This window comes from Pseudomonas monteilii, assembly GCA_001534745.1.
Taxonomy (GTDB): domain Bacteria; phylum Pseudomonadota; class Gammaproteobacteria; order Pseudomonadales; family Pseudomonadaceae; genus Aquipseudomonas; species Aquipseudomonas alabamensis.
On sequence record CP013997.1, the window covers coordinates 3,360,453 to 3,375,892 of the forward strand.

Annotated in this window: 10 protein-coding genes; 2 read left to right on the plus strand and 8 right to left on the minus strand. The window is 66.8% G+C overall.

Features of this window, described 5'->3' with window-relative positions:
• Positions 1-45: 45 nt before the first annotated feature.
• From APT63_14350 to APT63_14360, 3 genes are all read right to left on the minus strand, one after another.
• Entirely contained in the window at positions 46-1,029 is a 984-nt protein-coding gene (locus APT63_14350; GenBank protein AMA47907.1) for a peptidase S49, read from the minus strand.
• A gap of 86 nt (positions 1,030-1,115) precedes the next feature.
• Positions 1,116-1,796: an HAD family hydrolase gene (locus APT63_14355; protein AMA46699.1), complete on the minus strand. Its 681-nt coding sequence runs from the start codon at positions 1,794-1,796 to the stop codon at positions 1,116-1,118.
• On the minus strand, positions 1,786-2,742 hold the full coding sequence (locus APT63_14360; protein AMA47906.1) for a 23S rRNA pseudouridylate synthase: 957 nt from the start codon (positions 2,740-2,742) through the stop codon (positions 1,786-1,788). Before APT63_14360 ends, APT63_14355 begins: the two co-directional genes overlap by 11 nt.
• 777 nt (positions 2,743-3,519) lie before the next feature.
• Between APT63_14360 and APT63_14365 the strand changes: the two genes are divergently transcribed.
• Complete coding sequence (locus APT63_14365; GenBank protein AMA46700.1) at positions 3,520-7,143, plus strand: ribonuclease E; 3,624 nt, start codon at positions 3,520-3,522, stop codon at positions 7,141-7,143.
• Positions 7,144-7,372: 229 nt separating this feature from the next.
• A complete protein-coding gene (locus tag APT63_14370; protein AMA46701.1) occupies positions 7,373-8,926 on the plus strand; it encodes a histidine kinase in 1,554 nt (517 codons plus the stop codon).
• Between the two features lie 38 nt (positions 8,927-8,964).
• On the opposite strand, the gene APT63_14375 is transcribed toward APT63_14370, so the two are convergent.
• The 5 genes from APT63_14375 to APT63_14395 form a co-directional block, all read right to left on the minus strand.
• Positions 8,965-12,786, minus strand: a complete 3,822-nt coding sequence (locus tag APT63_14375; GenBank protein AMA46702.1) for a two-component system sensor histidine kinase/response regulator — start codon at positions 12,784-12,786, stop codon at positions 8,965-8,967.
• A gap of 179 nt (positions 12,787-12,965) precedes the next feature.
• Positions 12,966-13,985, minus strand: coding sequence for a UDP-N-acetylenolpyruvoylglucosamine reductase (locus tag APT63_14380; protein ID AMA46703.1), 1,020 nt, complete (start codon positions 13,983-13,985; stop codon positions 12,966-12,968).
• On the minus strand, positions 13,982-14,446 hold the full coding sequence (locus tag APT63_14385; GenBank protein ID AMA46704.1) for a protein-tyrosine-phosphatase: 465 nt from the start codon (positions 14,444-14,446) through the stop codon (positions 13,982-13,984). The genes APT63_14380 and APT63_14385 overlap by 4 nt, the downstream gene beginning before the upstream one ends.
• On the minus strand, positions 14,446-15,210 hold the full coding sequence (locus APT63_14390) for a 3-deoxy-manno-octulosonate cytidylyltransferase (protein ID AMA46705.1): 765 nt from the start codon (positions 15,208-15,210) through the stop codon (positions 14,446-14,448). Before APT63_14390 ends, APT63_14385 begins: the two co-directional genes overlap by 1 nt.
• On the minus strand, positions 15,207-15,392 hold the full coding sequence (locus tag APT63_14395; protein ID AMA46706.1) for a hypothetical protein: 186 nt from the start codon (positions 15,390-15,392) through the stop codon (positions 15,207-15,209). Before APT63_14395 ends, APT63_14390 begins: the two co-directional genes overlap by 4 nt.
• Positions 15,393-15,440: the final 48 nt, after the last annotated feature.

Below are 15,440 nucleotides of genomic sequence, written 5' to 3' on the forward strand. Positions count from 1 at the left end.
GCGGATGCGCATGGCAGCCCGAGGCTGCCATGCCGAGCGCCTGGATCAGCGCAACGAAGGACCTGCAAAGCCCATCCACAGGGCCAGGTGCTCGGCAAGGCTCGCACCCAGCCCCTTGGAGACCAGTTCCAGAGGCGACTCCTTGACGGTGAAGTCGACCAGCTTCTCTGCCCCGACCACTTCTCGCGCCACGTAGCCGACGCTGCCCAGACCATCCACCAGACCCAGCGCCTTGGCCTGCTCGCCGGTCCAGATCAACCCGCTGAACAGCTCGGGATGCTCTTTGTCCTTGAGGCGCTCGCCCCGGCCGGCCTTCACGCTGGCGATGAACTGCTGGTGCGTGGTGTTCAGCACGCCCTGCCAGAACGCGGTCTCCTCAGGTTTTTGCGGCGAGAACGGGTCGAGGAAGGCCTTGTGCTCCCCTGCCGTGTACGTGCGCCGCTCGACACCGAGCTTTTCCATGGCGCCGACGAACCCGTAACCGGCCGCCGTCACCCCAATCGAGCCGACCAGACTGGCCTTGTCGGCGTAGATTTCATCCGCGGCGCTGGCGATGTAGTACGCCCCGGAAGCCCCCAGGTCAGCGATCACCGCGTACAGCTTGATGTCCGGGTACTCGGCGCGCAGCCGACGGATCTCGTCATAGACGTACCCCGACTGCACCGGACTGCCGCCCGGGCTGTTGATGCGCAGCACCACGGCCTGGGTGCCGCTGTCCTTGAACGCCTTCCTCAGGCTGCCGACGAGGTTGTCGGCGCTGGCCAGGGTCTTGTCGGCGATCACGCCGTTCACGTCTATCACGGCCGTGTGCCGACCGCTGCTCGCACTGACGTCGTCGAAGCTCATGTGTGGCCAGAACAGCGCCAGCAGCCCGAACAGGTAGGCGAAGGTCAGCAGCTTGAAGAAGATGCCCCAGCGACGCGAGCGACGCTGCTCGCGAATACCGGCTTGCAGGGTGTCTTCCAGCAGCCTCCAGCTGCGCCGGTCCTCGCGCTCCTCGCGCAGCTGCTCCTTACCCTTCACCTCGATCCAGACTTCTTCTTCCGCCTCGGAAGCAGCCCCCACGGGCGCCTCCGGCTCACGTCGGCCCGGCGCCTTCCATTCGTCCACCATGCTCATCCACCCTGAATTGAAAACCGCTCGGTGTGGGTCAGCCAGGTGCGTAGCTGGCTGAACCGTTCGATGCAGACCTGCGGGCCGAATTCGCTCAACGCCTGCAGCGACATCGCGCCATACCCCACCGCCACCGAGTGCATGCCGGCGTTGCGGGCCATCAGCAGGTCGAAGGTCGAGTCGCCGATCATCAATGCACGCTCGGCCGTCACGCCACAGTGCGCGAGGATCTGCTCGAGCATCAGAGGATGGGGCTTGCCGCGGGTTTCATCGGCCGCCCGGGTCATCTCGAAGTAGTCTTCCCAGCCGTTGGCCCGCAGCACGCGATCGAGCCCGCGGCGCGCCTTGCCGGTCGCCACGGCCAGCCGGTAGCCGTCGGCACGCAGGGCTTCCAGGGTCTCGACCACGCCTTCGAACAGCGGCGACGGGGTCTGGTCCAGGTCGACGTAGACGTCGGCGTAATGCTGGCGGAAGACGATGACCTGATCAGGCGTCAGGTGCGGGTAGAGGGTCAGGATCGCCTCGTCCAGCGCCAGGCCGATGATGCCCTTGACCGCCTGCTCGTCCCGTGGCGCTTCACCGAAGCGCTCGGCGGCCGTGTTCATGGACGTGACGATACGGCCGATGGAGTCGGCCAGCGTGCCATCCCAGTCGAAGATCAGCAGGTCGTAGTCAGGCCGCACCGAGACGCTCCACGGCGCTGGCCCACACCTCATCCACCGGCGCCTCGAGCTTGAGTTCGCCGCCATCGGGCAACGGCACGGTCAGCGCATAGGCATGCAGGAACAGGCGCTTGCCGCCCAGCTCGCGAATCTCGCGGGTGAAGTCTTCGTCGCCGTACTTGCTGTCACCGGCGATGCAGTGACCGGCATGCAGGGTGTGCACGCGAATCTGGTGGGTCCGCCCGGTCACCGGGCGCGCCTCGACCAGGGTGGCGAACTCGCCGAACCGGCGCAGGACACGGAACAGGGTCAGCGCCTCCTTGCCTTCGTCGTTGACCTCGACCATGCGCTCGCCGGAGCGCAGGTTGCTCTTCTGCAGCGGCGCGCTGACCTGTTTCTTCGAGGTGGGCCAGTGCCCGCGTACCAGCGCCATGTAACGCTTGTCGACGCCGTCGCCGCGCAGGGCCGCGTGCAGGTGGCGCAGCATGCTGCGCTTCTTGGCGATCATCAGCAGCCCGGACGTGTCGCGGTCCAGGCGATGCACCAGTTCCAGCTCCTTGGCGTCCGGGCGCAGCTGGCGCAGCGCCTCGATCACGCCGAAACTCAGGCCGCTGCCCCCGTGCACCGCGATGCCGGCCGGCTTGTTGAGCACGATCAGCGCCTTGTCTTCGTGGACGATCGCTGCCTCGAGGCGCTGCAGCAGGCCCTGGGCGACCGGCGCGGGCTCGTCGCGCTCGGGCAGGCGCACCGGCGGCACGCGCACGATGTCGCCCGCCTGCAGCTTGTACTCGGGCTTGATGCGGCCTTTGTTGACCCGCACCTCGCCTTTTCGCACGATGCGGTAGACCAGCGTCTTGGGCACGCCCTTGAGCGCGGTGATGAGAAAATTGTCGATGCGCTGGCCGGCAAGCTCAGGCGGGACCTCAATCAGCTGGACGCCGGAGGTCGGGGAAGTATTGGTCGTCATGGCCCGGATCATACAATTTTTATGGAATTGAAGCACTTAATCATTGCTGTTATAGTCGCGAGTGCCGCCAAAAGTGGCAGGTCAGCGGCAATTGGTGCGGCACGTGATGAAAAGCGACAGCTCGCCCGCCCCTGATCGACGCAATTCTCGAGGACGCGAGGCCGTCCGACGGAGCTTTGCCAGTTTAACGAATTGCCTGGAATCGCCACCAGCGCCGCGTAGAGAAGCCCGAAAAAAAACGACAAGTGCGGTGTTTCACCTCCGTCCCCGTTGCTTTCAGTCCCTCTGCCAGCCTGGCGCTTCCACGCAGCGCACGGCGAACGCTTCGGAAATACCTGCCTCGGACACGAATCCGTCCGCGCTCCCATCGACGCGGGCGAACCATGCAACCCGTTGCGGATTCAGCGCGCGGCAGCACCCGAATTTTCAGGGACATGTGCAGGGTGGAGATGCACAGCTCCTCGGACCGTGTAGCACGGTGTCCGCCTCTCCCGGCCATTGCAAGGCCTGGCGGGTGAACCTGGTCTCGATGCAGATGCCCGCGGGCATCCACGGCCGAAAGCTGATTCCTCCTCCTGACTGAGTGCAGTAGGCACCGCAGCAAACAGGACGCGTCGTCGCGACCTCGGCACACCGGGCAACCGGTCGTTACCGTACGTCGCCGGACAAGAGCAGTGGCCCGCCACCGCTTGCGCACCTTGGCACCGACCATGAGAAGTCGTGTGTGCCGAACGCCGTTTCCGGCAGCCCGGAAACCGACGGTACTACATGAAAAGAATGCTGATTAACGCAACTCAACCCGAGGAGTTGCGTGTAGCTCTGGTGGATGGCCAGCGCCTCTACGACCTGGACATCGAGTCCGGTGCGCGCGAGCAGAAGAAGGCCAACATCTACAAGGGCCGCATCACCCGCATCGAGCCCAGCCTCGAAGCCGCCTTCGTCGACTTCGGCTCCGAACGCCACGGCTTCCTGCCGCTCAAGGAAATCTCCCGCGAGTACTTCAAGAAGACCCCGGAAGGTCGGGTCAACATCAAGGAAGTGCTCAGCGAAGGCCAGGAAGTCATCGTCCAGGTCGAGAAGGAAGAACGCGGCAACAAGGGCGCGGCCCTGACCACCTTCATCAGCCTGGCCGGCCGTTACCTGGTGCTGATGCCCAACAACCCGCGTGCCGGCGGCATCTCCCGCCGCATCGAAGGCGAAGAGCGCAACGAGCTGCGCGAAGCCCTCAACGGCCTGTCCATCCCGCCTGACATGGGTCTGATCGTCCGCACCGCCGGCCTGGGCCGCAGCAGCGAAGAGATGCAGTGGGACCTCGACTACCTGCTGCAGTTGTGGACCGCGATCAAGGAAGCCTCCCTCGACCGCTCCGCGCCGTTCCTGATCTACCAGGAAAGCAACGTCATCATCCGCGCCATCCGCGACTACCTGCGCCAGGACATCGGCGAAGTGCTGATCGACAGCATCGATGCCCAGGAAGAAGCGCTGACCTTCATTCGCCAGGTCATGCCGCAGTACGCCAGCAAGGTCAAACTCTACGAAGACAGCGTCCCGCTGTTCAACCGCTTCCAGATCGAAAGCCAGATCGAGACCGCCTTCCAGCGCGTCGTCGAGCTGCCGTCCGGTGGCTCGATCGTGATCGACCCCACCGAAGCCCTGGTCTCCATCGACATCAACTCGGCGCGCGCCACCAAGGGCAGCGACATCGAAGAGACCGCGCTGCAGACCAACCTCGAAGCGGCCGAAGAGATCGCGCGCCAGCTGCGCCTGCGTGACATCGGCGGCCTGATCGTCATCGACTTCATCGACATGACCCCGGCGAAGAACCAGCGCGCCGTCGAAGAGCGCGTGCGCGAAGCCCTCGAGGCCGACCGCGCCCGTGTCCAGGTCGGTCGCATCTCGCGCTTCGGCCTGCTGGAGATGTCCCGCCAGCGCCTGCGCCCTTCGCTCGGCGAAAGCAGCGGCATCGTCTGCCCACGCTGCAGCGGTACCGGCATCATCCGTGACGTCGAGTCCCTGTCGCTGGCCATCCTGCGCCTGATCGAGGAAGAAGCCCTCAAGGACCGCACCGCCGAAGTCCGCGCCCAGGTGCCGATCCCGGTGGCGGCTTTCCTGCTCAACGAGAAACGCAATTCGATCACCAAGATCGAACTGCGCACCCGTGCGCGCATCATCATTCTGCCGAACGATCACCTCGAGACGCCGCACTTCGAAGTGCAGCGCCTGCGCGATGACAACCCGGACGTGCTGACCTGCCAGTCCAGCTACGAAATCGCCGCCACCGAAGCCGAGGAAGCGCCGCAGGCCCCGGCCACGCGCACCCTGGTTCGTCAGGAAGCTGCCGTGAAGACCGCGCCACCGCGTGGCGACGCGCCGGTTCCTGCCGCCGTCGAGGAAGCACCGGCCGCACCGGCACCCGCGCCGGCCCCTGTCGCCAAGCCGCAGAGCGCGCCGGAGCCCAGCCTGTTCAAGGGCCTGGTCAAGTCGCTGGTCAGCCTGTTCGCCGGCAAGGAAGAGCCTGCCCCAGCACCGGTCGCCAAGGCCGAGAAGCCTGCCGAGCAGCCCCAGCAGCAGCGTTCGCCGCGTAACGAAGAACGTCGCAATGGCCGCCAGCAGAGCCGCAACCGCAACGGCCGTCGCGACGAAGAGCGCAAGCCACGCGAGGAGCGCAACGAGCGCACGCCGCGTGAAGAGCGCCAGCCCCGTGAAGAGCGTGCGCCGCGCGAAGAGCGTAACAACCGCTCCCGTGACGACCGTCGCGGCAACCGTGAAGAGCGCCCGGTGCGCGAACTGCGCGAGCCGCTGGATGCGACCCCCGTGGCACGCGAAGAGCGTCAGCCTCGCGAAGAGCGCGTAGCCCGCGAGGAGCGCCCAGCCCGCGAAGAGCGTGCACCACGTGAGGCTCGTGAAGAGCGCGCACCACGTGAAGAACGTGCGCCACGCGAGGAACGTACTCCACGCGAAGAGCGTGCACCGCGTGAAGAGCGTGCGCCGCGCGAGGAACGTGCTCCACGCGAAGAACGTGCACCACGTGAAGAACGTGCGCCGCGTGAAGAGCGTGCCCCACGTGAAGAGCGTGCACCGCGCGAAGAACGTGCCGTAGCTGAAGAGAACGCGGTACACGAAGCCCCCGTGCAACAGGAAGAGCGCCCGCACGCCGCGGCACCGGTGTCCCACGAGGAGCATCCACAGACCGAAGAACGCGCCGAGCAGGACGCCACCGCACCGCGCGAAGAGCGTCAGCCACGCCAGCCCCGTGAAGAGCGTCAGGCCCGTACGGCCGAGCAGGCTCAGGAGCAGGCCGCCGAAGCCGCTGCCGATGCCCTGCCCGCCGACGACGCCCAGCAGGATGACGCGCAGGACGGTAACGACGAAGAGCGTCCACGCCGCCGTTCGCGTGGTCAGCGTCGCCGCAGCAATCGCCGTGAACGTCAGCGCAATGCCAACGGTGACCTGATCGAAGGCAGCGACGACGAGTCCGGCGACGAGCAGCCACGTCAGCACACGCCCTCCCCGCAGAGCGCCGATCTGGCCGCGGGCCTGGCCGTGACCGCCGAAGTGGCCAGCAGCGCCGTCAGCAGCGAGGCGCATGCCCAGGCCAACGAGCAGGCCGAGCGTGCGACCGCGAGTGTCGAAGCCCCTGCCGTCGAGGTGTCTGCCGAGGCCGTCGCCGACGCCGCGCCGGTGGTGACCCAGTCCGACGAAGTGGCCATCGCGCCGGTGGTCGAGCAGCCTGCCCAGGCGCCGGCCGCGCGTGTCGAGCCAGGCCTGGAGCCAGTGGTCGAAGTGACCCCGCCGCCAGCGGCCGAAGCGCCGAGCGCCGCTGCCATCGCCGAAACCGGCGAGACCGAGTCCCAGCCAGCAACGCCGGCTGCCACGGGCGAAGCCGAACCCGTGCACGTCGTGCAGCCCAAGGTCGACGCCGACGTGACGCCAGCGCGCGCCGCTGACGAGGCGCAGGTTCAGGCCCAGGCTGATACAGCCGAGCAGCCTTCGACCGCGTCGTCCGTTGCCCAGGTCGCGCCGAGCGAAGCCGGTGAAATCGAGAAGCAGGCAGTGGTCGAGGCCCCGGCCCCGGTCGCCCAGCCGGCCGTCGAGACTCCGGTGGCCGAACCGGTGAGCACCGAGGCGAAGCCCGAGGCCCAGCCTGAAGCGGCCAAGGTCGAAGCCGACCCTGTCGCGGCGGACCTGGCGACGGTCGAGCCTTCGACCATCATGCTGCCCAACGGCCGTGCGCCGAACGACCCACGTGAAGTGCGTCGCCGCAAGCGTGAAGCCGAGGCTGCTGCGGCAGCAGCGGCGGCTGCCGCCCAGGCCGCTGCCGACCAGGCCATCTCCGCGGCCCCGAGCGAACGGGCGTCGGAGTTGCCTGCCTCGACCGAGGTGCACAAGCCCCACGGTTAAGGTGCCGGTAGCCTGAACAGGCCCCGCCAGTGCGAACTGGCGGGGCCTTTTTCATGGGCCACATGCCACCTTTACCCAACGCCGCTGGTCAGATGCCAGACGTGCCAGACAAGCCTTCTCGACTTACCGCTATGACACCGAGGCGCGCTTGTGTACATTTGCGCGCGCCCCTCACAGGTCGGCTGATGGCGCGTGCGTTTCGAACAGTTCGTTATTCCCTGGATACCCCATGCCTGATACTTCCCCCGACGAAACGGTTCGTACGGCGTTACAGATCTCCCACGCCCGGTTGCGCAGGCAACATGAGCTGGTGGTCAACTTCGGCGTCGGTTCGCTTCACGCCACCGACCTCGACGTGCTGCTGACGCAGGCCTGTACCGTGGTCGCCGACGGCATGCACACGCCTTATGCCAAGATCCTGACCCCGCTTCCCGACGCCGAGCAGTTCCTGCTCTCCCATGGCGTGGGCTGGGACGCGCAGGACATCGGCCATGCCACGCTCGGCGCGGACGAAGCCAGCCCGGCGGGTTATGCCTTCATGACCGATCGCCCGGTGATTTCCAACCACCTGGGCCAGGAGAACAGGTTCAGGACCCCTTCGCTGCTCAAGCGCTACAGGATTCGACGCGCGATCAACGTACCGATCCGCGGCCCTTCGAGCCCCTACGGGGTTTTGGAAGCCGACAGTGGTGACGATACCGACTTCATCGAAAGCGATCTGGTGTTCATGGAGGGCATCGCCAACGTCATCGCGATGGCCGTCGAGCGCATGGCCACCCAGGAAGACGAAGCTCATCCGCTTCCCTATTCCGAAAGCGTGCTCAACGCCAGCCCCGACTGCGTCAAGATCCTTTCGCCCTGCGGCACCATCGAGTTCTTCAATGAAGCCGGCGTGTGTCGCATGCAGCTCGAAAGCGCCAAGCAGGTCAACGGGCTGAACTGGGTCGAGCTGTGGCCAGAAGACGCCAAGCCCACCATCCGCGATGCGATGCAGCGCCTGGTCATGGGGGAGTCGGTACGGTTCGAATCCTTCTGCCCCACGGCCAAGGGCGAGCCGAAATGGTGGGACGTCACGGCCGCGCCGATCTACGACAAGCACCACAACATCGACAGGATCATCGCGATCTCGCGGGACGTCACTGAGCGGCGTAACCATGAGCAGCAGCTGATGTCGCTGATCGATGCGCAGACCACCCGCATCAGCGAGAACGACCTGCAGCTGGACGAGATCCACCACCGGGTCAAGAACAGCCTGCAGCTGGTCAATACCTTGCTGTTGCTGCAAGCCAACGTGGCCACCGAAGAGACGGTCAAGCTGCAGTTGCAGACGGCGGCCAACCGAGTGCTGGCCATCGCGGCCGTGCATGGGCGGCTTTACCTGGAAGACAACTGCCACGAAGCCAGTGTCAGCGAATACCTGCATGCCCTGATGGAAGATGTCGGCAAGGCGTCCGATGATCGTCGCATCCAGCTGTGGATCGAACCCACCTCGGTCCGGGCCGAGCGCCTGGCGCCGCTGGGCCTGGTGATCTGCGAACTGGTGACCAATGCCTTGAAGTACGGCAAGGGCCACATCGTCGTGCGGGTCGAGGCGGCCGATGCCGAATCCATCGAGGTGATCGTCACCGACGAAGGCGACGGTTTCCCCGACGACTACCCCAAGCCCAACGGTACGGGCCTGGGCATGCGCCTGATCAAGGGGTATTCGGGGTTCGGCGACCAGGGCATCTCGGTCGATCGCGCCGCACCGACCAGCAAGATTCACGTGCGCTTCAAGCTCTGAGGGCGCACGACGCAGGCGTCAGAGCCTGACACCCGCCCTCACGCGCCGTCGAGCACGCTCCGGACCTTCATCGCCAGGGCCTGCACCGAGAAGGGCTTTTGCAGGATGTGCATGTCTTTACCGAGGAACTGCCGCAGGTTGCCGGCGTTCTTGGCATAGCCGGTGATCAGCAGCACCTTGATCGTCGGCTGTCGAGCCCGGATCCGGTCGGCCAGCTCGCGACCGCTCAACCCAGGCAAGCCGACATCGGACACCATCAGGTCGAAGGCCGGCTCTCGGTCGATCAGTGTCAGGGCGGCCTGCGCATCCTCGGCCTCGACGACGTGATAACCGGCTTCGCTCAGCAGTTCGGTGACCACCAGGCGCACGCTGGTCTCGTCCTCCACCAGCAGCACACGCTCCCCGGTACCGACCGTCAGCACGGCCGCCGCCGTGGGCGGTTCAGGCGTGGGGCTTGTCACCGTGCCCTGATGGCGTGGTAGCAGCAGGGTCATGCAGGTGCCCTGCCCCGGCGTGCTCTGGACCTCGACATGGCCGCCGGTCTGCTTGACGAAGCCGTACACCATGGACAGACCGAGCCCTGTGCCCTTGCCTTGCGGCTTGGTGGTGAAGAATGGCTCGAAGACCTTGTCCAGCAGCTCGGGCGCGATGCCTTCGCCGGTATCGCTGACGTCGAGTGCCAGGTAGTCGCCGGCCAGGACGCCATCGGTCGCAGGTCCCGAGCGCACGACGTTACGGGTGCAGACCCGCAACCGGCCTGTCTCGCCCATGGCATCACGGGCGTTGATGCACAGGTTCAGCAACACGTTTTCCAGCTGGTTGGCGTCGGTGTGCACGGTCCAGGCATCGGGCTGCAAGACCAGCTCGACCTGCACGTTCTCGGTCACGGTGCGCTGCAGCAGGAACGCCATGTCGGTGATCAGCCGGTTCACGTCCACCGGCCGCATGTCCAGCGCCTGGCGGCGGCTGAAGCTGAGCAAGCGCTGGGTCAACGCCGCGGCCCGTTGCGCTGAGACGATGGCATTGCCGATGTGGCGCTGGGCACGGGGGTGCTCCGGCAACGCATGGCGCTGCAGCATTTCCATCGACCCCAGGATGCCCGTCAGCAGGTTGTTGAAGTCGTGGGCGATGCCGCCGGTCAATTGCCCGATCGCTTCCATCTTCTGGCTCTGGCGCAGGGCATCCTTGGCCTGTTCGAGTTCGGCCAGGCGATCACGCTCGACCGTCACGTCGCGCGCGACACAGTACAGCAGGCCACCCTCCGGCACGGCCGTCCAGTTGAGCGTGCGGTAGCTGCCCAATCGCGTACGGAAACGGTTCTCGAAGTTGAAGGTCGGCGCCCCGATGGCCAGGGCCTGGATTTCTTCGCGCGTGCGGGTGTTGTCGTCAGGGTGTTCCAGCCACGCCGAGGTCTTGCCGACGATCTGCTCTGCCGGCCAGCCGAGCACACGGGTCCAGGCCGGATTGACGCTGAGCCAGACGCCCTCGAGGTCGGCGATGCCGATCATGTCGTGGCTGAAGGCCCAGACCTGATCACGCTCGCGGGTGCGCTCGCGTACGCGCAGCTCGAGTGCCTCGTTGGCCTGGCGCAGCGCGGCGGCCGACTCCTGGCGCAGCGTGGCCAGGCGCAACGCCCCTTCCACCCGCGCGATCAGTTCCCGGGCGCTGAAGGGCTTGACCAGGTAGTCGTCGGCGCCGGCGGCGAGGCCTTCGATGGACGCTTCCTCCCCCGCCCTGGCCGACAACAGGATGATCGGCAGCTCATGGGTCGCCGGGTCGTCGCGCAGGGCACGAATCACGCCGAAACCGTCGAGCACCGGCATCATGATGTCCGACAGCACCAGGTCGGGTCGTACCTGGCGGGCCCGATCGACCGCCTCACGGCCATCCGCCACGGCGGTCACCGTGAAACCGGCCTCGGTCAGTAACCGCTGCACGTAGCTGCGCATGTCGGCGTTGTCGTCGGCCAGCAGGATATGCAAGCCGTTGCTGGGCTTGGTCTGGCCGCCCGTGCGGTCGGTCGTCGGTGGGAGCTCGCCACCCGGATCGGGCAGCCAGCGCAGGGCTTCGGCGACGAAGGTGTCGGCATGGATGGCGGTCGAGGTCAGGGCGTTGCCCTGCACCTTTTGCGCCGGCAGGTGCGCATTGCCGAACGGCAGCAGCACCTCGAAACAGGTGCCGATGCCGATCTCGCTGCTCACGCCGACCTGCCCGCCGTGCAGTCGGGTCAGGTCCTTGACCAGCGCCAGACCGATGCCCGTCCCCTCATGGGTACGTCCGATCTGGCCCTCGATGCGGTGGAAGCGGTCGAAGATGCGTTCGAGTTCCTGCTGGGGAATGCCGACCCCGGTGTCCCGTACCTGCAGGCGTGCGCCTTCGGGCACGCGCGACAGGCTCACGCGGATGCATCCGCTCAGGGTGTACTTGAAGGCGTTGGAAATGAGGTTGAGGACGATCTTTTCCCACATCTCCTGGTCGATCCACACGGGCTCGCCCAGCGCAGTGCAATCGATGTGGTAGGCCAGCCCGGCGCGTGCCATGGCCGAGCGAAAACTGCTGGCCAGCTCGGCGGTGAAGGCGGCCAGGTCCACGGGCATGAAGTCGGCGCGTACCCGGCCCGCCTCGATGCGCGAGAAGTCCAGCAACGTGTTGACCAACCGCAGCAGCCGCTGACCGTTGCGGTGGACCAGGTGCAGCGATTCGCGCGCGACCGTCAGTTGCCCGGGCGCCTCGGTCGGTTGACCGAGCATGTCTTCCAAGGGCCCGAGCATGAGCGTCAGCGGGGTACGGAACTCGTGGCTGGCGTTGGAAAAGAACACGGTCTTGGCCCGGTCCAGCTCGGCCAGCTCTTCCGAGCGCCGACGCTCCTCTTCGTAGCGCTCGACGTTGCTCAGGGCCGTGCTCAGGTGCCCGGCGGCACGCTGGAACAACGTGGTGTAATCGGCGTCGATGCGCCGCCGCGGGCTGATGCCAAGGACCAGAAAGCCATAGGGCACGCCGGCCCGCGCGCTCGGTACGGGCACCACCAGGGCCTGCTCCAACGGCTCCGGCCAGGGGAGCCCGGACAAGCGACCGGGGTAGCGTTGCGCCAGCCCTTCGACCGACACCGGCGCCTCCAGCGCGCTGTGCAGCGGCCAAGGGGTCGTCTGCTCGGCCGGCAGGATCAGGGCCGGCGCCAGATCGTCAGCCGGCGCGCAGCCTTCGATGGCCGTAAGCCGGTAGCCTCCCGATGCCGGGTCGGCCAGATAAACCAAGACAAAGGGCGCCTCTTCCGGCACGCCATGGAGCAGCCGGGCCACTTCCTGACACGCATCGCCTGACGTACGCGTCGCCGCCGTGGCTTCGGCCACCTGGCGCAACAGCCGCTCGCGGCGCGTGGCCAGCACGCGGTAGGTGGTCTCGGTGACGGCGGTGAAAATGCCCTCCACCCGGCCGTCTTCGCCGCGAACCGGGCTGTAGCTGTAGTAGAAATAGCACTCTTCGGTGTAGCCGAAGCGATTGAGCGGCAGCAGCTGGTCTTCGGACCAGGTGGCCTCGCCGGTGTCCATCACGTGGTCGAACATGGGCCCGATGATGTCCCAGATCTCTGCCCAGACCTCAGGCCCAGGGCTGCCCAAGGCCCAGGGATGCTTGCGCCCCGGTACCGGGCTCCAGGCATCGTTGTAGATCAGGGCGCGGGTCTCACCCCAGTACAGGACCATCGGAAAGCGCGACCCCAGGCAGATGCTGACCGCCGAGCGCAATGCCTGGGACCAGCCGTCGAGTGGACCGAAGGGCGTTTGCGACCAGTCCTTCTCGCGCATCAAGCGCGCCATTTCGCCAGGAAAATCCAGAAAGGTGTAGGCAGTGGCTAGGGTCATGGGTTACCGGGCGATCGAAGACGAAAGGTGGGTGAGTGCACAGCGCCCACGATCAGGCATGCCGCTGTCCGAGGGGTTGGGCAGCCGATCGCGCCAATCGTTGCGCGCCATGCTGCCTCGGACACCCCGCCCTTCGAACCGGGCCGATGCCAGGCGATCATTCGACCGCCGTGTCCAACCTACAGCAGGTTGGGTTCCATCTCCAGCGCCACACCGAAACGCGTCTGGATATCGGCCTGGATGGAGCGCGCCAAGGCATGCAGTTCGGCGCCCGTGGCTTGCCCGTGATTGACCAGCACCAGCGCCTGCAAGCCGTGCACGCCAGCATCGCCTTGGCGATGGCCCTTCCAGCCGGCCTGGTCGATCAGCCAGCCGGCCGCCAGCTTGACCTGGCCATCGGCCTGGGGATAGGCGACCACGTCCGGGTGCGCCTGCCTGATCCGCTCGGCCACCTGCGCCGACACCACCGGGTTCTTGAAGAAACTGCCGGCGTTGCCCAGCACCGCCGGATCGGGCAGTTTCTCGCGGCGGATGCTGCAGATCGCGTCGCTGATGTGCTGGGCGGTGGCCTGCTCGATGCCCTGTTCGAGCAGGCGCTGGCGAACCGGGCCGTACTCGAGCTGCGCGCGCAGCTGTCGATCCAAAGCAAAGCGCACGCGCAGGATGATCCAGCGCCCCGGTTCACGCTTGAACAGGCTGTCCCGGTAGCCGAAGCCGCATGCCTGCACGCTGAAGTCACGGACCTGGCCGTCCTGGCGATCCAGGGCAGTCAGCCCGGCGAACACGTCCTTGATCTCCACGCCATAGGCGCCGACGTTCTGCATCGGTGCCGCACCGACGGTGCCGGGAATCAGGCTGAGGTTTTCCAGGCCGCTGAAGCCCTGGGCCAGGGTCCACTGGACGAAGGGGTGCCAGGGTTCCCCTGCTTCGGCTTCGACGATGACCTGCTCGTCGGTTTCGGCCACCACACGACGGCCCTGGCTCACCATGCGCAGCACCAGGGCGTGCACATCGGCGGTCAGCAGCAGATTGCTGCCGCCGCCGATGACCATCAAGGGCAGTTGCCGCCGCTCGGCTTCGTCGAGGGCTGCACGCACCTCGTCATCGCTGCGTGCCTCGGCCAGCACGCTGGCCTGCACGTCGATGCCGAAGGTGTTGTAGGGCTTGAGCGACGCATGTTCGCGCAACACGAGGGTCATGGGCGCCCCCGCAGCTCGGCCACCAAGGCCTGGCAAGCGGCCTCGATCAGGTCCAGCACCTGCTCGAACCCGGCAGCGCCGCCGTGGTAAGGGTCCGGTACGTCGTCGCGTGCACCGCCGTAGCGGCGCAGGAACAGATCGACCTCAGCCGTCGAGGCGGGCGGACGCATGGCCTGCAAGTGCGCAAGGTTGCTCGGGTCCATGGCCAGGATCAGGTCGTACTCGAAGAAGTCCTCGAGCTTGACCTGCTGTGCACGCTGGCGCGAGAGGTCGTAGCCCCGCGTCAGGGCCGCACGGCAGGTGCGCTCGTCAGGCGGCTCGCCCACGTGCCAGTCGCCGGTACCGGCCGAAGCCACCTCGACCCGCCTGGCCAGCCCGGCCGCTTGCAACTGCTGGCGCAGGACACCCTCGGCGGTCGGCGAGCGGCAGATGTTGCCCAGGCACACGAACAGGATACGCATCATGCCTCCAGCAGGCGGCGCACGCGCGCCAGGTCTTCAGCCGTGTCGACGCCGACCGCGGGCGCTTCCAGCGCATCGGCGACATGGATGCGCACGCCGTGCCAGAGGGCCCGCAACTGCTCCAGCGCCTCGGTCTGCTCGAGCCAGCACGGGCCCCAGCCGACGAAGTCCTGGAGAAAGCTCACCCGGTAGGCGTACAGGCCGATGTGGCGGCGGTAGGGCACGCCTTCGGGCAACCGGTCCTGGCCCTGGGCAAACAGGTCGCGGGACCAGGGCAGCGGCGCCCGGCTGAACGTCAGGGCCATGCCGTGCCGGTCGCTGACGACCTTGACCGCATTAGGGTTGAACACGCTGTCGGGCTGCTCGATCGGCTCGGCCAGGGTCGCAATGCCGGCCTGGGGGTGGGCCGCCAGGTTGGCGGCGACCTGGTCGATGATCACCGGTGGGATCAAGGGCTCGTCGCCCTGGACGTTGACCACGATGGCGTCGGCGGCCAGCCCCAGCTGCGTGGCCACCTCGGCCAACCGGTCGGTGCCGGACTCGTGGTCGTCACGGGTCAGCAGCACCTCGGCGCCGAAGGCCTGGCAGGCCTCGACGATGCTGGCGTTGTCGGTGGCGATCACCACCCGTGTCGCCGCGCTCCTGCACGCCTGCTCCCAGACGTGCTGGACCATCGGCTTGCCGGCGATCGGCAGCAGCGGCTTGCCCGGCAGGCGCGTGGAGCGCAGCCGGGCAGGAATCACCACGGTGAAGGCGGTGCTCATTTATCCAGGCGCTCGTCGTCGGTCAGGGTGCGCGCTTCGCTTTCCAGCATCACCGGGATGCCGTCACGGATCGGGTAGGCCACGCCTGCCCCCTTGCTGATCAGCTCGGTCTTGTCGGCGCTGAGCTTGAGCGGGCCTTTGGTGATCGGGCAAGCCAGGATGTCGAGCAGTTTGGTGTCCATGGGTACGTCCTAAAGGTGTGTAGCCGGAAGAAGGAGGAACACCGACGC